Annotated in this window: 20 protein-coding genes; 16 read left to right on the top strand and 4 right to left on the bottom strand. The window is 51.0% G+C overall.

From position 1 onward, the window contains the following. The first annotated feature begins 2 nt into the window (after nt 1–2). The gene (locus J0X21_RS08615) at nt 3–1,487 is read left to right on the top strand and encodes a glutamate synthase subunit beta (RefSeq protein WP_206811789.1); all 1,485 of its coding nucleotides are present in this window, start codon (nt 3–5) and stop codon (nt 1,485–1,487) included. A 352-nt stretch (nt 1,488–1,839) separates the two neighbouring features. On the opposite strand, the gene asnB is transcribed toward J0X21_RS08615, so the two are convergent. Further along, nucleotides 1,840–3,675 carry an asparagine synthase (glutamine-hydrolyzing) gene (gene asnB / locus J0X21_RS08610; RefSeq protein ID WP_206811788.1) on the bottom strand — a complete coding sequence of 612 codons (1,836 nt, stop codon included), beginning with the start codon at nt 3,673–3,675 and terminating at the stop codon, nt 1,840–1,842. Nucleotides 3,676–3,951: 276 nt separating this feature from the next. Here asnB and glnA point away from each other — a divergent pair, with 276 nt between their 5' ends. Next, nucleotides 3,952–5,280 carry a type I glutamate--ammonia ligase gene (gene glnA / locus J0X21_RS08605; protein WP_206811787.1) on the top strand — a complete coding sequence of 443 codons (1,329 nt, stop codon included), beginning with the start codon at nt 3,952–3,954 and terminating at the stop codon, nt 5,278–5,280. Nucleotides 5,281–5,311: 31 nt separating this feature from the next. Next, nucleotides 5,312–5,884: an ANTAR domain-containing response regulator gene (locus J0X21_RS08600; RefSeq protein ID WP_206811786.1), complete on the top strand. Its 573-nt coding sequence runs from the start codon at nt 5,312–5,314 to the stop codon at nt 5,882–5,884. A gap of 41 nt (nt 5,885–5,925) precedes the next feature. On the opposite strand, the gene J0X21_RS08595 is transcribed toward J0X21_RS08600, so the two are convergent. Both J0X21_RS08595 and gpr read right to left on the bottom strand, forming a co-directional pair. Continuing rightward, nucleotides 5,926–6,198, bottom strand: coding sequence for a hypothetical protein (locus tag J0X21_RS08595; protein ID WP_206811785.1), 273 nt, complete (start codon nt 6,196–6,198; stop codon nt 5,926–5,928). 531 nt (nt 6,199–6,729) lie between these two features. Beyond that, nucleotides 6,730–7,716, bottom strand: coding sequence for a GPR endopeptidase (gene gpr, locus J0X21_RS08590; protein ID WP_206811784.1), 987 nt, complete (start codon nt 7,714–7,716; stop codon nt 6,730–6,732). Between the two features lie 227 nt (nt 7,717–7,943). On the opposite strand from gpr, the gene J0X21_RS08585 reads away from it, so the two are divergent. From J0X21_RS08585 to J0X21_RS08575, 3 genes are all read left to right on the top strand, one after another. Next, a complete protein-coding gene (locus J0X21_RS08585; protein WP_206811783.1) occupies nt 7,944–8,618 on the top strand; it encodes a class I SAM-dependent methyltransferase in 675 nt (224 codons plus the stop codon). Between the two features lie 141 nt (nt 8,619–8,759). After that, nucleotides 8,760–9,326 (top strand): 16S rRNA (guanine(966)-N(2))-methyltransferase RsmD, encoded by a 567-nt coding sequence (rsmD, locus tag J0X21_RS08580; protein ID WP_206811782.1) that lies wholly within the window; start codon nt 8,760–8,762, stop codon nt 9,324–9,326. A 36-nt stretch (nt 9,327–9,362) separates the two neighbouring features. After that, on the top strand, nt 9,363–9,845 hold the full coding sequence (locus J0X21_RS08575; RefSeq protein ID WP_407947636.1) for an ATPase: 483 nt from the start codon (nt 9,363–9,365) through the stop codon (nt 9,843–9,845). Between the two features lie 36 nt (nt 9,846–9,881). Here J0X21_RS08575 and ylbJ read toward each other — a convergent pair whose 3' ends face one another. After that, nucleotides 9,882–11,036 (bottom strand): sporulation integral membrane protein YlbJ, encoded by a 1,155-nt coding sequence (ylbJ, locus tag J0X21_RS08570; RefSeq protein WP_206811781.1) that lies wholly within the window; start codon nt 11,034–11,036, stop codon nt 9,882–9,884. A gap of 113 nt (nt 11,037–11,149) precedes the next feature. Here ylbJ and J0X21_RS08565 point away from each other — a divergent pair, with 113 nt between their 5' ends. From J0X21_RS08565 to fabG, 10 genes are all read left to right on the top strand, one after another. After that, nucleotides 11,150–11,914: a patatin-like phospholipase family protein gene (locus J0X21_RS08565; protein WP_206811780.1), complete on the top strand. Its 765-nt coding sequence runs from the start codon at nt 11,150–11,152 to the stop codon at nt 11,912–11,914. A 132-nt stretch (nt 11,915–12,046) separates the two neighbouring features. Continuing rightward, a complete protein-coding gene (locus J0X21_RS08560) occupies nt 12,047–13,264 on the top strand; it encodes an acetate kinase (RefSeq protein WP_206811779.1) in 1,218 nt (405 codons plus the stop codon). 51 nt (nt 13,265–13,315) lie between these two features. Continuing rightward, nucleotides 13,316–13,825 (top strand): YceD family protein, encoded by a 510-nt coding sequence (locus J0X21_RS08555; RefSeq protein WP_236006163.1) that lies wholly within the window; start codon nt 13,316–13,318, stop codon nt 13,823–13,825. Between the two features lie 34 nt (nt 13,826–13,859). Beyond that, the gene (gene rpmF / locus J0X21_RS08550) at nt 13,860–14,039 is read left to right on the top strand and encodes a 50S ribosomal protein L32 (RefSeq protein WP_206811777.1); all 180 of its coding nucleotides are present in this window, start codon (nt 13,860–13,862) and stop codon (nt 14,037–14,039) included. A 222-nt stretch (nt 14,040–14,261) separates the two neighbouring features. Further along, complete coding sequence (fapR, locus tag J0X21_RS08545; RefSeq protein WP_206811813.1) at nt 14,262–14,846, top strand: transcription factor FapR; 585 nt, start codon at nt 14,262–14,264, stop codon at nt 14,844–14,846. Nucleotides 14,847–14,850: 4 nt separating this feature from the next. Continuing rightward, nucleotides 14,851–15,852: a phosphate acyltransferase PlsX gene (plsX, locus tag J0X21_RS08540; protein WP_206811776.1), complete on the top strand. Its 1,002-nt coding sequence runs from the start codon at nt 14,851–14,853 to the stop codon at nt 15,850–15,852. Nucleotides 15,853–15,879: 27 nt separating this feature from the next. Then, nucleotides 15,880–16,875 (top strand): beta-ketoacyl-ACP synthase III, encoded by a 996-nt coding sequence (locus J0X21_RS08535; RefSeq protein ID WP_206811775.1) that lies wholly within the window; start codon nt 15,880–15,882, stop codon nt 16,873–16,875. A gap of 3 nt (nt 16,876–16,878) precedes the next feature. Further along, nucleotides 16,879–17,826 carry an enoyl-[acyl-carrier-protein] reductase FabK gene (gene fabK, locus J0X21_RS08530; RefSeq protein ID WP_206811774.1) on the top strand — a complete coding sequence of 316 codons (948 nt, stop codon included), beginning with the start codon at nt 16,879–16,881 and terminating at the stop codon, nt 17,824–17,826. Nucleotides 17,827–17,878: 52 nt separating this feature from the next. Further along, nucleotides 17,879–18,817 carry an ACP S-malonyltransferase gene (gene fabD, locus J0X21_RS08525; protein ID WP_206811773.1) on the top strand — a complete coding sequence of 313 codons (939 nt, stop codon included), beginning with the start codon at nt 17,879–17,881 and terminating at the stop codon, nt 18,815–18,817. A gap of 1 nt (nt 18,818) precedes the next feature. Then, the gene (gene fabG / locus J0X21_RS08520; RefSeq protein WP_206811772.1) at nt 18,819–19,562 is read left to right on the top strand and encodes a 3-oxoacyl-[acyl-carrier-protein] reductase; all 744 of its coding nucleotides are present in this window, start codon (nt 18,819–18,821) and stop codon (nt 19,560–19,562) included. Nucleotides 19,563–19,590: the final 28 nt, after the last annotated feature.

Below are 19,590 nucleotides of genomic sequence, written 5' to 3'. Positions count from 1 at the left end.
AAATGGGAAAAACGACCGGATTTTTAGAGTATCAACGAATCGATCCGAAGAAGCGGCCTCCGCAAGAACGAATAAAAGATTGGCTGGAACTAAGAGTTCCTCAGGAACCTGAGGTTGTACAAACCCAGGGTGCCAGATGCATGAGCTGCGGCATTCCTTTCTGCCACGGCGGAGTCCTATTGAATGGTATGGCCTCGGGATGCCCGGTGCATAACCTGATACCGGAGTGGAATGAGCTCGTTTACCGGGGGCAATGGGAAGAAGCTTATAGAAGGCTGGTACGAAACAATCCTTTTCCGGAATTCACTGGAAGAGTATGCCCTGCGCCCTGTGAGGGCGCCTGCACGGAAGGGTATATCATGAAGCCGGTTGCGATCAACGGGATTGAATACGCAATTATCGAGAAAGCTTTTGCGGAAGGTTGGGTAAAACCCAGACTAGCCCAAGATACCGGAAAGAAAGTTGCGGTCGTTGGTTCCGGACCATCCGGATTGTCGGCAGCTTATTATCTGAATGCGGTCGGGCATCGTGTCACAGTCTATGAGCGGGAGGACAGAGCCGGCGGGCTGATGATGTACGGGATTCCGAACATGAAGCTTGATAAACGCATTGTTGAAAGACGGCTTGAGCTCTTGAGGGAATCCGGAATTCAATTCGTGCTCAACACTGAAGTAGGTAAAGACATTCCGGCTCAAGAACTAATAGAAACCTATGATGCGGTGGTACTCTGCACAGGAGCGACCAAAGCCCGGGGGCTTGAAGTTGAAGGAAAGGATCTCAAGGGGGTTCACTTGGCTGTTAATTTCCTCAAGGCCAATACCAAAAGCCTCCTGGATTCTAATCTGGAAGATGGCAGCTTCATTAGCGCCAAGGGCCAAAATGTCATTATCATTGGGGGGGGAGATACCGGAACGGACTGCGTCGCGACTGCACTCAGGCATGGCTGCGAGAGTGTTTATCAGTTTGAGATCCTGCCTGAACCCCCTGTTAAGAGAGACGAAAGCACGAATCCATGGCCGGAGTGGCCCAAGAAGCTGAAAGTGGACTACGGCCAGGAAGAGGCTATCCAGCGTTTCGGAGATGACCCGCGCCATTATCTGATCTCCACCAAACGGATTGTGGGCAACGAAAAGGGTGAAGTGAAGGAAGTTCACACCGTCGAAATTACCTGGGGTAAGGACCCCTCAGGCCGAATGGTCCCTCAGGAGGTCCCAGGCACTGAAAAAGTATGGCAGGCTGATTTGGTGCTTCTGGCCATGGGATTTGTGGGCCCGGAAGATACGATACCGAACGAGCTGAAGCTGGAACGGGATTTCCGCAGCAATGTCAAAGCGGAATACGGAGTCTTCGAGACCAATGTAGAGAAAGTCTTTGCCGCCGGGGACATGAGGAGGGGCCAGAGTCTCATTGTCTGGGCTCTCCAAGAAGGAAAGCTTGCTGCCCGGGCAGTGGATCAATATCTGATGGGGAGAAGCGTGATCAAGTAAAGTAGTCAGAATTCAGGAGTCAGACTCCCATGCCGCTATGCGGCACCACTGATGGATGAAAATAGCCAAGGTGCATTACCCGCTCACCACGCGCCGGAGCTGTTCGCTTGTTGATTCAGCTACAGCGCCAAACCTTAGGGTAATACCTGAAGTGAACCGTGACGCTGCTTAACGCTGAATCAACTGCGCTCTCGACGCTCCTCTGCTCTACGGTTCGCTAAGTAATTGCCCCTCGTCTATTTTCAGGGCAGAATTCAGTAGGGATTTTCTTGAAATCTCTTCGGGGTCTTATACCCTTGATCTGTACTCCGAAAATATTCTGACTACTGACTCCTGACTCCTGAGCATAAATTTACAGCTCCAGATTTACTTTGTACTCATCAAACCAATAATCAAGCTGAACGAGCCAGGCAATTAACTGCGGGGTTCCCATTAGCTGGCCGAACCAGGTCTTGTTCCCGTGACTCATGAGGCGATCCAGGACATTATTCTGCAAAAGTTCAGAGAGCGGGCTGTTTCCCGAGGCAAGGCGCTGCTGCAAGAGCTTGAGCACCAGCTCTTCATACCGGGGATTATGAGTTTTCGGATAAGGACTTTTCTTGCGCTGCAGGATCGTTTCGGGAAGATAATCTTTCATGGCTGCGCGCAGCAGGGATTTTTCCACTCCGTTTTTGAACTTGATTTCCCAGGGGACGTTAAAGACATATTCAACCAGGCGGTGATCGGCAAAGGGAACTCTGACTTCGAGTCCGGAGGCCATGCTCATTCTGTCTTTGCGTTCAAGCAAAGAAGTCATAAAGTAGTTGATGGAAAGCCAACTGGCAATCCTGGAGTTTTTCATGGTCTCTGACTCCCCGGGAAGAAGAGGGCAGGCCTTGACACTCCGGTTATAAATGTCCGACGTATATTCCAAGCCCTCGGAAGGCCGGACGATTTCAGGCCTGAATAATTGAATCCGGGTATTAGGCTCGTGAATCCAGGGGAAAAAGCCGCGGGTTAGCATTTCGGGTCGATAAAACCAAGGGTAGCCGCCGAAGACTTCATCCGAACATTCTCCGGATAAAGCAACGGTATGTTGCTTCTTCACTTCCCGGCAGTAATAGAGAAGGGAAGAATCGACATCGGCCATCCCCGGATAATCTCGATACTTCACCGAATCCGACAGCAGCATGACCAGTTCTTCGCTGGTGGCCGTAAGGATGGTGTGGCCGGTACCGAGGTGTTGGGCCAGATAAACGGCGTAATCATCATCGCTTTGCGGTTGGAAAAGGGTCTGGCTGAAATGCTCCCGGTTTCCTTCATGCTCGAAGGAATAAGTAGAAAGGGTTTTGCCTTCACGGCGGTATTTCTGTGCAGCGACGGCAGTGATGACAGAAGAATCCAAACCTCCGGAAAGGAACGTACAGAGGGGAACATCTGAGACCAGCTGCCTTTCGATGGCATCTGCGAGCAAGCCACGGGTTGTTTCAATGATGGTTTGTTCGTTGTTGGGATTCGAGTATGCCTGTAAAGCCCAATACTTGGATATTTTCAAACCTTCCTCACTGAAAAAAGCATGGGCGGCAGGGGGGAGCTCATAGATATCTTTGAAAATCGCCGAACCCTCCTCTTTTACTGGCATCAGATAAAGAAGCTGCCATAACCCATAGTAATCAAGCTGATGCTTTACTCTAGGGTGCTTAAAGAGTGCCTTGATTTCAGATGCGAACACAAGGGTATCCTGAACAAAAGTATAGAAGAGGGGTTTGATGCCAAAACGGTCTCGGGAGAGATACGCTTGCTTTTTTTTGCCGTCATAGACGGCAAAGGCGTAAATCCCATTGAGTTTCTCAGAACAAGCCTCTCCCCAGATAATGTAAGCATAGAGAACAACCTCTGTATCACAATAGGTTTTAAATGTTACTCCATAAGTACGAAGTTCGGTGCGCAGCTCTTCGGTATTGTAAAGCTCGCCATTATAAACAATGGTATACTCAAAACCACCGAAAATAGCGGACATGGGCTGCCTTCCGTTTTCAATATCAATGATTGCGAGCCGGTTATGGTGGAAGGCAAACCAATCCCCGAAAGCGGTTCCGCTTTGATCGGGTCCCCGGTGTACCAGCTCTTTGCCCATGGCAACAACGATCTTAACATCATCTGGAGTGAGCTTTTTCTTAAAATCCAGCAAGCCTGAAATCGAACACATATTCTTTACACCCCGCATCTCAAAAATGACAAAGAGGTACTCGTGCAGAGTACCTCTTTGTCTCTCTTACACGATATGCAAAGCAAAGGAGAAAGGTTCCGCCGGCATGTATACATTGACAGAAACTTCCTCCGGAGTTATGATTACAATAAGTAAGAGGCATTATCCTAAGGCATCAAAATGTTTGGTATGATAGGTATAGAACAAAGGCGTTCTAATGACCCTAAGTAGTGGTCTTAGTACGTCTTTTATTATATTGAAGAAAGGAGTACTCATATGCAATTTACCAAGGAAGATTGTCTTAAGTATGTGGAAGATAACGATGTCCGGTTCATTCGCCTGCAGTTTACGGATATTTTCGGGCGCATGAAAAACATTGCCATCACGAATAACCAGCTTCGTCATGCCTTCGAAAACGGAGTGATGTTTGACGGTTTTGCGGTGGCAGGGTTTACGGGGGTAGAGGCTTCCGATATGTTTCTCTTCCCTGACCCTGCTACCTTCTCGGTGATTCCTTGGAGACCCCAACAAGGGAAGGTGGCGCGAATTATTTGTGATATTAAAAACCATGACGGGTCCCAGTTTGAGGGAGATCCTCGCTATGTTTTGAAGCGGATATTGCGCAAGACTTACGAACTGGGCTATACCTTTCAGGTGGGGCCGGAATGTGAATTCTTTCTGTTCCATACCGATAACCAGGGGCAGCCCACGACCAGTTCTCATGATACCGCCAGTTACTGTGATTTAGCCCCTTTTGATCAGGGGGAAAATGCCCGCCGGGAGATTTGTATGGTCTTAGAAGAGATGGGATTTGAAATAGAGACCTCGCATCACGAATCAGCTGCCGGACAACACGAAATTGATTTTAGATACACGGATGCACTGACGGCAGCCGATAATATCATGACCTTCAAAATGGTCGTAAAAATCATAGCCCAGCGCAACGGCCTTCATGCCACCTTCATGCCCAAACCCCTGCCGCATGTCAATGGCTCCGGGATGCATATCAATATGTCGTTAGCTCGAGGGGGGCATAACGTTTTTATGAGTCAAGAGGACCCCGGAGATATCTCAAAGACGGCCAAGCATTTTGCAGCCGGACTCTTAAATCATGTCAAAGGAATTACCGCAGTCGCCAATCCGCTTGTGAATTCCTATAAACGCTTGAGACCCGGCTTTGAAGCGCCCGTCCATATTGCCTGGTCACATATGAACCGGAGTCCCTTGCTGCGTGTTCCGGCTCCCCGGGGCGAGGGAACGAGACTGGAACTCAGAAGCCCGGACCCGGCCTGTAATCCATATTTGACCTTAGCCTTAGTCTTGGAAGCGGGGCTTGACGGAATCCGGAATGAACTGAAATTAGCTCCCCCTGTTAATGAAAATATCTATAGTTTAACTCCTGAGCAACAAGCACAGCTAAAACTAGAGCGGCTGCCCTCTAATCTTTTAGCTGCCCTGGAAGAAATGAAGAAAGATTCACTAATTCGAACGACCTTGGGAGAACATATTTTCAGCAAATACACCGCAGCCAAGGCCTTGGAATGGGAGGAGTACGACAACTCGATTCACTCCTGGGAAATTGACCGCTATCTCAAATCTTTTTAGAGCCGTATTCCCTGCACGAAGGGGTGATTAAATGAGCGCAGGGAGTGTTCTCATTGTCAGTGGTAAACCAGAGAGTGCCGGCAGTATGGAATCGATGCTGGTCAAAGAAGGATTTTATCCGGTGTACTGCGCTCATTCAGCCAATGAAGCGCGCAGGCAGTTTATAAATATGCAGCCGGATTTGCTGATTATCAGCACCCCGCTTCCGGATGAGCAAGGAATAGACCTGGTTTTTGATGCCCATGAAAGAACTTCGGCCGGAATCGTTGTCATCGCCCGGCCTGAGCATCTGTTTGATATGCAGGCGAGCTTGGAAAAAACGGGTGCCTTGATTTTGCCCAAACCCATCAACCGCCTCACTTTGCTGCAAACGGTGCGGTTTGCCCTGTCCGTACGCAATTCTTTAACCCAGCTGAGAAGTGAGCGGGATAGTTTGAAAAAGCGAATGGATGAACGCAAGGTGATTGAGCAGGCCAAGTGGACGCTGGTGGAAAAGTTAAGTATGAGCGAACCTCAAGCCGCTCGGCTCATACAAAAGAGGGCAATGGACTTGCGGCTTCCGCAAATTCAAGTGGCGGAAGAGATTATTAAGAAGTATGAGTAAGTACGAGGAGTCAGGAGGGAGTTAAAAAGCACCAGATATCCCTAGTAGTGATGTCTGTGATGAATTTTAAGCGGCTGGGTTTTATCATGGTCCTGAAAAAAATGGGTTCCGAAGGATACTTTCGGGATGTACCCGCTTTGGGTGTAGCCTAGCTCTCCCAAGATGGATACCTGATTGATCTCCGAAAAAGAGACAAAACGGCGATAGCTCTCAATCTCTCTGACTTGAAATACGACATTGTCGCCCATGCGCAAATATTGGATTACTTCATCGAGCGCTTCCAAGCCGGTGCTTACCCGTTCGGGGTGTTCCATCAGCTGCACTCCTTTCCGACAATGCGTTTTGGTCTCTGAAGTATTTGCAGTGCTTAAATGCAACGAGAAATGGCGGTTCCTGTAAGCAATAAAAAATGGCGCTTCCGAGACGCTCTGAAAGAGCGGTCTCAAGCGCCATTGCTTTTAACCTAATGCTATTATTTATATCCCAAGCTAATACTACCTGATGGATAGGCCTGTATTCAAGAGAACAGGCCAAAGAATAGTGTATGCTTATTCTGAGTTCTGACTTCTGACTTCTGACTTCTGCCCTGTAACATGCCGGCAAGCTACCTTGCCCGCTCACCACGCGCCGGAGCTGCTCGCTTGTCGACTCGCTACCGCGCCAAACCTTTGGTAATACCTGGAGTGAACCGTGGCGCGGCTTCACGCTTCGTCGACTGCGCTCACGACGCTCCTCTGCTCTACGGTTCGCTCCGCAAGGTAGCTTGCCTGTTACATTCATCAGTGGTGCTGCGTATCAGCATGGAATTCTGACTTCTGACTCCTGTCTCCTGTCTCCTGCTCTTGCTATTGCAGATACCGCTCATACTCTTCCCGGCTGATTCCCGGATGCAGGCAGATGCCCAAGGCTCCTGCAATAATGCGGGCGGTTGTTTGAATTAAGGTATCAATTTCTTTCGGGGTCACCATTAAGTTTTCATTGTAGGGCGAGAGAACCTCATTCATGATATGATGCACGGCCTGAGGGTTAAGTCCTTTATACAGCTTATACAGAGTCGGACTGGTTTTAAGCTGTTCCATCAAAGCTTCGAGGGTGTTGCTGGCGATGACTGCAGCATTAACCACCGTTGGGATTCCGATGGCTACAACCTTGCAGCCAATGGATTCTTCGTTGATTCCAAGGCGGCGGTTGCCGACACCTGACCCGGGGTGAATCCCTGTATCGGCCAATTGGATGCTGGTGCCGATGCGCTCCAGTGAACCTGCGGCCAGAGAATCAATGGCAATCACCAGATCCGGTTTGACGTGCTCTACCAGCCCTTTGATGATTTCTGCGGTTTCAATTCCGGTTAAGCCCAGAACTCCGGGGGCAATGGCACTGACTTTGCGCAGTTTACCCTTTAATTCTTCCGGGGAATACTTAAAGAGGTGCCTTGTGACCAGACTTTTATCCACGACCTCGGGTCCGAGGGCATCCGGGGTGGCGTTCCAGTTTCCAAGGCCTACGAGCAAAATATTGGCGTCTTCGCTTAGCTTCATTAAATCTATGAGCTTCTTGGCCAGAATTTCTGTGATCTCTTCATGAACTGAAAAATTGTTCTGGCGGATTTCAGGGGCGTCAATTGTTATGTACTGACCGCGGGGGCGCCCCATTTCTTTGACCCCTTCTTCGGTTTCAATGGTGATAGAGGTGACGACGGCATGCTCAAAATGTTCCTCGTCCATCCGGACGCCGGGAATTTCTTCCCCGAGTTCCCCGCGTAAAATCTCATGGGCTTCAACCACTAAGTCTAAATTGACATGAAAGTCTCGGTAAAAATCCGATTTTTTCATATTTTATCATTCCCTCCTTTGCTGGAAAAAAGGCCACCGGCCCGCGGACCAGTGACCAAAGAGGAGAAACATAAGGAAGAACTGGATGGGGGAAAGGCACATTAAAAATTGCCTGCTCGTTTAGTATGAAACGACTTTTACAAAGATATGCAATGAAATACAGGATTTCGACCGAAATGGTTTTTTTGTGATATACTGGGTAAAAGTGCTTTGAGGAGGAGAAATACGTGAGTCAAGATTCTTTATTTGATAAAGCGGCTTTAAGTTATGATGAATGGTATGAAAGCGAGTTAGGGCAAGCCGTTGATCAGGTTGAACGGGCAGGAATTGATCAAGCTTTTACTCCTTCCGGATCAAATATTCTTGAAGTAGGGTGCGGCACCGGGAATTATACCCTGACCTTAGCCGAGCGGGGTTATACGGTGACGGGACTCGACGTTTCAGCGCCAATGCTGGCTATTGCCAAAGATAAAGCCGACAAAGCAGGATACAATGTGCACTGGATTGAGGGAGATGTCAGCCAGGTTTTGCCTGAGCTGGGGAAGTATCACGGGATTCTGTCCGTGACGGCCTTTGAGTTCATTCCGAAGCCGGCAGAAGTCTTAGCCGATTTATTTACGCATCTGCTTCCGGGAGGGTGTCTGGTAATTGGCATCATTGCGGCTGACAGCCCCTGGAGCGAGCTTTACCGGCAGGCAGCGGCAGCCAATCCGGAATCTGTGTTTGCCCAGGCCAACTTTTACAGTGAAGCGGATATTCGAGGCTGGAAGGTTGGTGCCAATCCGGAGATAAGCAAAGCTCTCTTTTTCCCGCCGGCTGTTGCAGGTATGAAAGAAGCCTTCGAATATGAACAGATGCAAAAATTTGCCCCCGGATTTTTAATCGCGAAATGGGTCAAATAATCTGATATAATAGACCCTAGGGTTATTATTTCGGGATAATGAATTCAGTAGTCAGAATTCAGGAGTCAGGAGCGTAAGTTCGGTGACGAGAATCTCCTGAATACTATTTACTGATTAGTTACGACCCCGGAGGGGATTAACATGCGCATTATTGCGGGAGAGATGCGTGGCCGCCGCTTGAAAAGCCCGGAGGGAGATCTTACCCGGCCTACCGCTGATAAAGTCAAAGGAGCTATCTTTAACGTGCTGAGGGACAAAGTCGCGGGCGCCAGAGTCTTAGACTTATTCGCGGGGACGGGCAGCCTGGCGTTGGAAGCGCTTTCCCGGCATGCGGCTTCGGCGGTTTTGGTGGAACAGAATGAGAAAGCGCTGAGGGTCCTTAAAGAAAACCTAAAAATCGCAGGAGCTGAAGAAAAGGTTGAACTGATAGCGCTGGATGCTTTTCGTTTCCTCAATACCCGGCGTGATCAAGTCTTTGACCTCATTTTTCTGGATCCGCCCTACCACCGGGGTTTGATGGAACGCGCTCTCCAGGAGCTGGCCGAGCCCTGCCGCTTAAGTGCGGACGGGGTAATCGTGGCGGAAACGGCCAAAGATGAAGAGTTGAACACGATCCCGCCGGAGTTTGAACTGAGGCAAACGGGAGAGTACGGGGATACCAAAGTATGGTACTTACAACGCATTCCCAGTGATTCGGGATTAGAATAATACTTATACAAACTGAAGGTAAAGGAGAGGATGGCATTGGAAAGCGATGTGATGAAACTGTTAGACGAGTTAGAGGAAATTGTGGACCGCGGGACCAAGATTCCGATGACAGGCAAGGTATTGGTGGATGACACAGTGATCTTTGAAATTCTGGATAAAGTGCGGGCAGCCTTGCCGGAAGAAGTTCAAAATGCCAAATGGGTGCTGTCCGAAAGACAGCGCATCTTAAACGAGGCCGAAAGCGATGCCCAAAAGATGGTCGAACAGGGTAAAAGCTATGTAGAGAAAATGGCGGAAGAAAGTGAAATTGTGAAACAAGCCCAAGCATATGCCGAAGATATTGCCCGCCAGGCTCAAGCTTTTGCCCGGGAAGTCAAAGTGGGCGCCATCCAGTATGCAGACGAGCTCTTGCAGAAAGCGGAAGCCAGTCTCTATGACACCATCCAAGCCGTACGGCGCAACCGGGAAGAACTTCAGTCCGTCCGAGATGAGCGGCGCAAGCCGGCGGTAAACGAGTAAGCATCCTCGGTACCGACCTTAGAATGGCCACAAAAACTAAACCCGTCTCCGTCCTCTGAACAGAAAGGATAATATAATCATACCGGCGAGTATAAATATGAACCACTCCAGGGAATACCAACTCATAATCCAATAATCTTTAACTGTAAAAGATACAGGGATTGCGGTCTGAGCGGGGATATCGACCAATCTTAGAAACAGCTGGCTGAAGATGACGGCAAATGTCCCCTGTAAGGTGCGTCCGAGTACAAAGGCGGAGAAGCGCAAGTCGGTCAGGCTGGTAAAGCTCATGACCTGAAAAAAAGCCGAAAGTCCGCCCCAGCCCATCACAAAGGCCAAGGCAGCTACTTGCTGATTCAAGCTGGAAAAAGCGCTGATGGTACTCCGGCAACCTATGGTGATTTCCAACAGTCCTTCCAAGAGCGCTTTTACACCTGCAATGGGTAAGAACCTGCCCAAGACAGGCTCAAGAATGATTGACAGGATATCCGTGACATGCCAAACGCTTAAAAGGTGGATAATGACCGAGAAGAAAACGATAAATCCGCCGACCGCCAAGATGGTTTTTCCGCTTTGGCTAATGGCATCCCCGAGTATCTGGCCGAAAGGGCGCGCGTCATCTTCCTGAGCCTTTTTCATTTCCTGCCAGGCGCGGCGAAGGCTTACCTTTTGCCATTGGGAGGCAGGATTGGGCTTAGGACGGTAGAAACGAAAGATTAAACCAACCAGCAGATTGGCTATATAAACCGACCCGGCTAAAACCCCTCCCAGAACCGGCTGCCCCAGCATGCCCGCTGCCACCGCTCCCAGCATAAAGCCGGGGCTGGGATTGCTGGTGAAAGCGAGAAGGCGTTCTCCTTCTTCTCGGGTGATTTCTCCGCGCTGGCGCAAACGGGCCGTCAGAATCGCGCCGATGGGTATGCCTGAGGTGTGGGCCATCGCTAAGACAAAGGAGGCCTTTCCGGGCAGGCGGAAAAGAGGCCGCATCAGGGGCTCAAGCAAAACACCTAAGAAATGAACAAAACCTTGTCCCATTAACAATTCAGACAGGATAAAAAACGGGAAAAGCGCAGGAAGGACAAAGCGCCACCAGAGGGAAAGCCCTGCGATGGCCGCTGTGACAACTTCCTGGGGATAATAAAACATGGCCAAAGCCAAGAAGAAAAGAACCAGGACACGGACTGCAGACATGCTCACCCTCCGAATTAAGGTTAGTTCATTACATAAGATGTATATGGGACGAAAGTGAAAGCTAGACCTGAACGGTTCAAGGCATCACGTCTCAGGGGAAGGAGGTTGTTAGAATGGGAGGGAAGACTGCTTTAGTGCTCGGAGCCGGGGGTGCCCGCGGTTTCGCTCACCTGGGGATTCTTCAAGTTCTGCGGGATGAGAAGATAGATTTTGATTATGTGGTGGGGTGCAGTGCCGGCGCGATCTTTGGAGCCGTATGGGCGGCAGGTTTAGACTTGTACCGGGTCGAGCGGCTGCTTACGTATCCGGGGTTTACCAAGAAATTGTTTGATTTGTCGGTATCACGCGATGGCTTAGTGAAAGGAGATAAAATCCTGGAGGTCATGCGCTTGCTTCTAAAAGATGCGGTATTTTCTGAGCTGCCTATTCCTTTGGCCGTGATTGCTACCGATATCGAAAACGGAGAGATAGTTGTATTTCGTGAAGGCAGTGTAGCCCATGCCGTGAGGGCCAGCATCTCTATCCCCGGGTTTTTCAAACCCTACCGTTACCAGGGACGGTTGCTGGTGGACGGCGCGGTCATTAACAGGCTCCCCTTGGATATTGCCCAAGCGATGGGTGCGGAGAAGATTCTGGCGGTTGATGTAAAAAAAGGTTTATCCGGCAAGTTGACCAGTGTGGTAGATATCTTGCAGCAATCGATTGAAATCTTGGAGGAGGAAGTCTTTCGCTCCCGTTCTTTAGATGCGGATTTCCTCCTGCAGCCGGAAGTGGCCCATATTGGCTCTCTTCAGTTTGACCGGGCTCCGGAAGCGATCGAAATCGGCAGGCAGACAGCCATGGCGAAATCTTCTGAAATCCGGCGATTTTTTGCGTAAAGCATTGAAAAATGAAGAAACTGTGCTAAAATCAATGAGGTATTTAGGGAAGAATCATACGAGAATGGAAGATTTTAATTTTTGGCCTTAGGGAAAGAATAAGTACATAACACTAAGGAGATGGAGACGAAGTTGAAGATCTTAGTTATTAATTGCGGCAGTTCATCGTTAAAGTATCAATTACTGGATATGGATACCCATCATCCGTTGGCCAAAGGCTTAGTGGAGCGAATCGGGATGGCGGGGTCGGTGCTCACGCATCGCACTGCAGCAGGTGCAGCAGCTGTTGCCAAAAAAGTCATCGAAGCCGATATCCCGGATCATAAGGTAGGGATAAGTTTAGTGCTGGAAGCTTTGGTTCACCCGGAATACGGGGTGATCAAAGGACTGGAAGATATTTCCGCCGTAGGGCACCGGGTGGTTCACGGCGGGGAGAAATTCTCCCATTCAGTCATCGTAGATGAAGAGGTCTTACAGGGGTTGCGTGAATGTATCGAACTTGCTCCCCTGCACAATCCGCCGAATATTGCAGGAATAGAAGCCTGCCGTAAACTCATGCCGGGAGTTCCGCAGATTGCAGTCTTTGATACGGCTTTTCACCAGACGATGCCCCCGTATGCTTATTTATATGGCCTGCCCTATGAACTCTATGAAAAATATAAAATCCGCAAGTACGGCTTTCACGGAACCTCTCATAAGTACGTCAGCCAACGGGCTGCCATTCTTTTATGCAAACCTCTGGCTGAGCTCAAACTAATCAGCTGTCATTTGGGAAACGGAGCCTCGATCGCAGCCATTAAAGGAGGAAAATCCATCGAGACTTCCATGGGTTTTACCCCGCTTGAAGGGTTGATGATGGGAACGCGTTCCGGAGATCTCGACCCCGCAATTGTTGCCTTTATCATGGAAAAGGAAAACTTAAGCTCGGATGAAGTCAATGATTTTCTTAATAAAAAATGCGGGGTGCTTGGAGTTTCTGGAGTGAGCAGCGATTTTAGAGATATCGAAGAAGCTGCCCTTAAGGGAAACTATCGCGCTCAACTGGCCCTCCAAATCTTTGCCCATGATGTCAAAAAATACATCGGGGCTTATGCCGCTGTCTTAAACGGAGTGGACGCGATCATCTTTACTGCGGGCCTAGGGGAGAATTCCGGCAGCATGCGCGCAGATATCTGCGCGAACCTGGATGCCTTCGGGATTGAGCTTGACCTTGAAAAAAATAAAATCAGAGGGGAAGAAGTAGACATTTCGGTCCCTGATGCCGCTTGTCGCGTCCTCGTCATTCCCACCAACGAAGAACTCATGATCGCTTCAGATACCGAAGCGCTTGTGTCAAAGACTTTTCCTTGACAAAGAAAAATGTGCCAACTATAATATTCTATGTGTATCGAGGTGGTATCAATGAAAGTTAATGTAGCCCAGCTTTTGCGCGCTGAAGGGGCAAGCGCTCATTATGATTTGCAGGAAGAATTTCCTCCCTTTCAGTTTGACGGCGACGATCTTGTCTTTGAATCCCCGGTACATGTTACTTTGAAAGTAAGTAATTCGGGCAAGGAACTCCTGGCAAGCGGCCGGATTCAAACCCAATTGCGCGCACATTGCAGCCGTTGCCTGGAAGAGATGAGCTATCCGCTGGATCTTGAATATGAGGATGAGTGGGTCTCGACCGAGAAGGCAACAGAGGATCAGCTTGAGAATGCTTTGCTGTTCGATAAAGAACAGGTGGAGCTGGACGAGCGGATTCTGGAGCAGATCGTGTTATCTCTGCCGATGAAGTTTACCTGCAAGCCGGACTGTAAAGGATTGTGTTCCCACTGCGGCACCAATCTCAACCTGGGGGAATGCAGCTGCAGCGAAGATGACATTGATCCGCGCCTGGCAGCACTGGCCAAGTGGCACCCGGCGGAGTAACCGGATCAGATAGGAAATTAAAGGGGGTGTAACCATGGGTGTTGCTCAACATCGTCAATCTAAATCCAGAGTGCGCAAGCGGAGGGCTATGTGGAAACTGACCGCGCCGAACCACGTCGAATGCCCTCAATGCCACAAACCGAAACTTCCCCACCATGTATGCCCCTCCTGCGGATATTACAATGGCAAAGAAGTTGTCAATGTCGCGGAATAATCTTTCACACTGAACTAACATTCAGTGGGGGTTGAATCCCCCTCTGAATGAAGTCTCGTTCAATCCGGACTTGTGCCGGAAGCATTCAAAAGGAGCCTTAGCAGAGGCTCTTTTTAGTTTATTGAGCGGGCAAGGAATCTTGCCTTATCTATTGCTAACTTTGGCTTAATCCTTTATAATTGTGACCAGGTCACAAGAAAGATTAGGAAATTGGTGATTGATTTGACCCGTTTTCGCAAACTGGAACGGCGTGAGGCCTTAAAAACAGCGCTTTCTCAAAATCCGTTTCTGACCGATGAAGAATTGGCCCAGACATTTGGGGTGAGCATTTCTACGATCCGGCTGGACCGGGGCAAGCTCGATATTCCGGAAGTGCGCCTGCGCACCTTGGCGGTGGCGCATGAATCTTACAGCGCCCTCAAAGCATTGGGAGAGCAAGAGATTATCGGCAGCCTGGTCGATTTGAAAATCGGAGAGTATGCCCGTTCAGAACTGCTCATTGATGAAAGCATGGTCTTAAAAAAAGCCAGAGTTGCCAGAGGCCATCACCTGTTTGCCCAGGTTAACTCGCTGGCCATTGCGGTGGTTGATGCCGAAGTGGCTGTGACCGGGAGCACCCGTCTTAAATTCGTCCGCCCGGTGCATCTGGGGGAAAGAGTGGTGGCTGAGGGAAAAGTCAGCAAGCGCAAGGATAATAAATACTGGGTTGAAGTGCTGGCGAAAGTCGGGGAAGAACAAGTGCTTAAAGGCCGGTTGTTCGTATTTGCTTTTCCGGAAGCAGCGGAAAGTAGCAGCGGGAGGGAGTGAGAGCATGAGGATTGCCTTGGATGCGATGGGCGGGGACTATGCACCGGAGGAAATTGTCAAAGGAGCTGTGCGCGCGGCGCAGGCTTACCCCGAGACGGAGATAATCTTGGTCGGGCCTAGCGCCCGGATTAATCCCTTGCTGACCAATGCACCGAAGAACATTTCCATCGAAGAAGCCTCGGAAGTGATTCGGATGGATGAACATCCGGCTCAAGCCGTACGCAAGAAAAAGGATTCCACGATTGTAGTGGCGACCCGTTTAGTCAAGGAAAACAAAGCGGATGCCGTCGTGAGCGCGGGGAGCACCGGTGCCCAGATGGCCGGCGCCCTGCTGGGGTTAGGCAGAATCAAGGGTGTGGAAAGACCTGCTATTGCGACCGTGCTTCCGACCCTTGACGGGGGAAAGCTAGTCCTGGATGTCGGCGCCAATCCGGATGCCAAACCGGAACACTTAGTGCAATATGCTCAGATGGGCAGTATTTATGCCAAGCAGATCATGGGAATTGCGAACCCCCGGGTGGCTTTGCTCAATATCGGCACAGAAGAAAGTAAGGGCAATGAGTTGACCCAGCAGGCTTATCCGCTGCTGCAGGCATCTAGCTTGAATTTCAGCGGCAATATTGAGGGCAGGGATGTCCCGTATGGGCGGGCTGATGTCGTGGTCTGTGACGGCTTTGTGGGCAATGTGGTGCTCAAGACTGCTGAAGGCTTGGCGGGTGCATTGTTTGAGCTGATTAAAGAGAAAATTACCTCGAATCCGGTGAGAAAACTGGGGGCACTGGCCGTAAAGCCCGGTCTGAAAGAAATTGCCCGCATGATGGATTACGCCGAGTATGGGGGCTCTCCCCTCTTGGGTGTGAAAGGAATCAGCATTGTCTGCCATGGCAGCTCCAAAGAAAAAGCCATTTTTAACGGCATCCGGGTGGCCGGGGAATGTGTGCAGGCCGGCCTGACCGAGCTCATCGCCCGCGAGATGGCGGTTGAGTCCCAAGACATAGATGGATAACACTAAGAGAAAAGAGGGTGTTGATTAATGCGTCAGGTTGGAATTGCAGGAACTGGGTCATATGTCCCGGAAAAGGTTTTAACGAATTTTGACATGGAGAAAATAGTAGATACCAGTGATGAGTGGATTGTAACCCGGACGGGAATCAGAGAAAGGCATATGGTGGATGAGGATACGCCGGTGTCGGAACTGTGCTATCAGGCGGCACTCCGGGCCTTGGAAGATGCTAAGGTATCTCCGGAAGACCTGGATCTCGTGATTGTGATGACGGTGACTCCGGACCACTATTTTCCGGCGACGGCTTGCCTGGTTGCCGACCGTCTGGGAGCGAAGAAGGCGGCTGCCTTTGATCTCGAAGCGGGCTGCAGTGGTTTTCTGTATGGAGTAACCGTAGGCAGCCAGTTTGTGGCGACCGGAATGTATCAGAATGTCTTGGTGATTGGGGCAGAGACCTTGAGCAAGTTGTTAAACTGGGAAGACCGGACAACTTGCATTCTCTTCGGTGACGGAGCGGGGGCAGCGGTTTTGCAGCCGGTTGAAGACGGGTATGGTTTCTTAAGCTATGAGCTGGGTGCGGACGGCTCGGGCGGGCCGCTTTTGATTGTTCCGGCCGGCGGATCCAAGCAGCCGTCGACCTCTGATACCATCTCCAATAAACTGCACACCATTCACATGGCCGGCAGTGAGACCTTCAAATTTGCCGTGCGCACCATGGGTGAAGCCTCGATCCGGGTCCTGACCAAAGCGGGTCTGGCCAAAGAAGATGTAGACTTTCTGGTGCCGCACCAGGCGAATATCCGGATCATTGACGCAGCTATGAAGCGATTGGGGATTGGCCAGGACAAGGTGGTCGTAAACCTGGATCGCTATGGCAATATGTCGGCTGCCTCGATTCCGGTAGCCTTGGATGAGGCGGTGCATACCGGACGCATTAAGTACGGAGATATTGTGGTTATGGTTGGGTTTGGGGCAGGCTTGACCTGGGGGGCCATCGTCATGAAATGGGCCAAGAAAGGGGAATAAGGGATGATCAGAACCAAGCTTTGCGACTTAGTGGGCATTGAATACCCCATTTTTCAGGGGGGTATGGCCTGGACTGCGACCGGAGATTTGGCGGCAGCTGTTTCCGAAGCCGGGGGGCTGGGAATCATAGGCTCGGGTCAGGCTCCGGCGGACTGGGTGCGCCGGGAGATTCGCAAAGTCAAGGACACAACCGCTAAACCCTTTGGCGTCAATATCATGCTGATGTCACCCTATGTGGACGAAATTATGCATGTGATTGTGGAGGAAAGAGTGCCGGTGATCACCACCGGTGCCGGGAATCCGGGCAAATATGTCGGGATGCTGAAAGAAATCGGTACCAAAGTTATTCCTGTGGTCGCATCTGTTGCCCTGGCCAGGCGCCTGGAGAAAGTGGGCGTGGATGCCCTGATTGCGGAAGGGATGGAATCAGGCGGGCATGTCGGAGAAATCAGCACCCTGCCCTTGGTGCCGCAAATTATAGATGCGGTGAAGATTCCGGTGATTGCGGCCGGTGGCATCGTAGACGGGCGCGGGTTGGCGGCAGCGCTGGCCTTGGGCGCGGAGGGCGTGCAGATGGGTACCCGCTTCATGTGTGCGGATGAGTGTACGATTTCCCCCAAGGTTAAAGAGATGATTCTGAAGGCCAAAGACAGGGACACAGCCGTTACCGGGCACAGCACCGGACACCCGGTGCGCTGCCTGGAAAATAAATTTACCCGGGAGTTTTCACGCATGGAACGGGAGCAAGTCCCCGCAGCGGAACTTGAAAAACTCGGTGCCGGGCGCTTGCGCCTGGCTATGGTTGAAGGGGATACGGAAAACGGCTCGGTCATGTCCGGGCAGGTCGCAGGGGCCGTGAAGAAAATCGAACCGGCAGCCGAGATCATCCGTGATGTCATGGAAGGTGCGGAGCGTGAACTGAAGCGGCTCGCACAGCTAATCAGCTCTTAACTTCTAAGATATAAAACCGGCAAGTTCCCTTGCCCAATATATGGAGGTTCGGATGAGTAAGTTCGCTTTTGTTTTCCCGGGTCAAGGTTCCCAGTATGTCGGGATGGGCCGGGAACTATGGCAAACTCCGGCCGGGCAAGAAGCGGTTGCGACTGCCCGCGCAGTTTTAGGACAGGAGTTTCTGGATATCATCGCCGAAGGCCCGGCAGAAATATTACAGCAGACGGCCAATACCCAGCCTGCCATCTTGCTTGTGAGTGTCGCGGCGTGGCAGCTGCTGGCCGAGGAGGGGATCAAGGCGGACTATCTGGCCGGTCACAGCTTGGGAGAGTATTCCGCCCATGTGGCAGCGGGAAGTTTATCCCTGGCTGATGCCTTGCAGGTGGTGCGCAAGCGCGGGGAACTGATGCAGGACGCGGTTCCGGTTGGGGAGGGGAGCATGGCCGCCATCCTCGGGCTGAACACCGAAGGGGTGGAAGAGGCCTGCCGCCGGGCGTCTGAGCTCGGTGCGGTTTCCCCGGCCAATTATAACTGCCCTGGGCAAATCGTGATTTCCGGATCGGCCCCGGCTGTATCCCGGGCGATGGAGCTGGCCAAGGAGTTGGGAGCGAAACGGGCCATGCCCTTAGCCGTAAGCGGTCCCTTTCACTCGGAGTTAATGACGCCGGCGGGCAACCGCTTCAGGGAGGTGCTTTCTGCGGTTCGGTGGCAGGATCCGGAACGGCCGGTAATTGCCAATGTGAACGCCTCTCCGGTCACCGCCTCCGTCCAAATTATCGAATCCTTGGTCAAGCAAGTGAGTTCCCCGGTGCGTTGGGAGCAATCCATCCGCTATCTGGCCGCCGAAGGGGTGGATACCTTTGTTGAATGCGGTCCGGGCAAAGTATTAACCGGGTTGATTAAAAAGATTGCTCCACAATCCGTGCTTTTGAATGTAGAAGACCTCTCTTCCTTAGAAAAGTCACTTGCATATTTAAAGGAGAGTCGATAAAATGATTCTGAATGACAGCGTGGCCATCGTGACCGGCGGAGCGCGCGGAATCGGGAGGGCAATCGCTCTCGAACTGGCGCGGGCCGGGGCTAAAGTGGTGGTCAATTATGCAGGCCGGGCCGACAAAGCGGAAGAAACCGTTCAGCTCATCCGGGAGGCGGGGAGCGATGCCCTGGCCGTACAGGCAGATGTCAGCCAGGCGGCTGAGGTTGAACGTTTGCTGAAGACAGCGACCGAAGCTTTCGGCAAAGTGGACATCTTGGTCAACAATGCCGGCATTACCCGGGACAACCTGATCCTGCGCATGAAAGAAGCGGATTGGGATGCGGTTTTGGATACCAACCTTAAAGGGATGTTTTTGTGCACCAAAGCCGTGAGCAAAGGCATGCTCAAACAGCGCTCCGGGGTTATTATCAACATTTCTTCCGTAGTCGGGTTAAGCGGCAATGCCGGACAAGCCAATTACGCGGCTGCCAAAGCGGGAGTGCTTGGGTTTACCAAGTCTATGGCCAAGGAACTGGCTCCGCGCGGGATCCGGGTTAACGCCGTGGCTCCCGGGTATATTATGACTGACATGACGGAAACATTAGCGGAAGAGGTTAAAAACCAGATACTGGGGGGAATTCCCCTGAGCCGGATCGGAAATCCCGCAGAAGTGGCCCAGGCGGTCTTATTCCTGGCTTCTCCGGCAGCATCCTATATCACAGGACAGACTTTGTGTGTTGACGGTGGTATGGTGATGTAGGCATGTCCTCATTCTAAGTACAACACTC

This window comes from Paradesulfitobacterium ferrireducens, assembly GCF_017310645.1.
GTDB classification, from domain to species: domain Bacteria; phylum Bacillota; class Desulfitobacteriia; order Desulfitobacteriales; family Desulfitobacteriaceae; genus Paradesulfitobacterium; species Paradesulfitobacterium ferrireducens.
The sequence above is the reverse complement of the archived record's forward strand: the minus strand, read 5'-3'. Positions and strand labels throughout refer to the sequence as shown.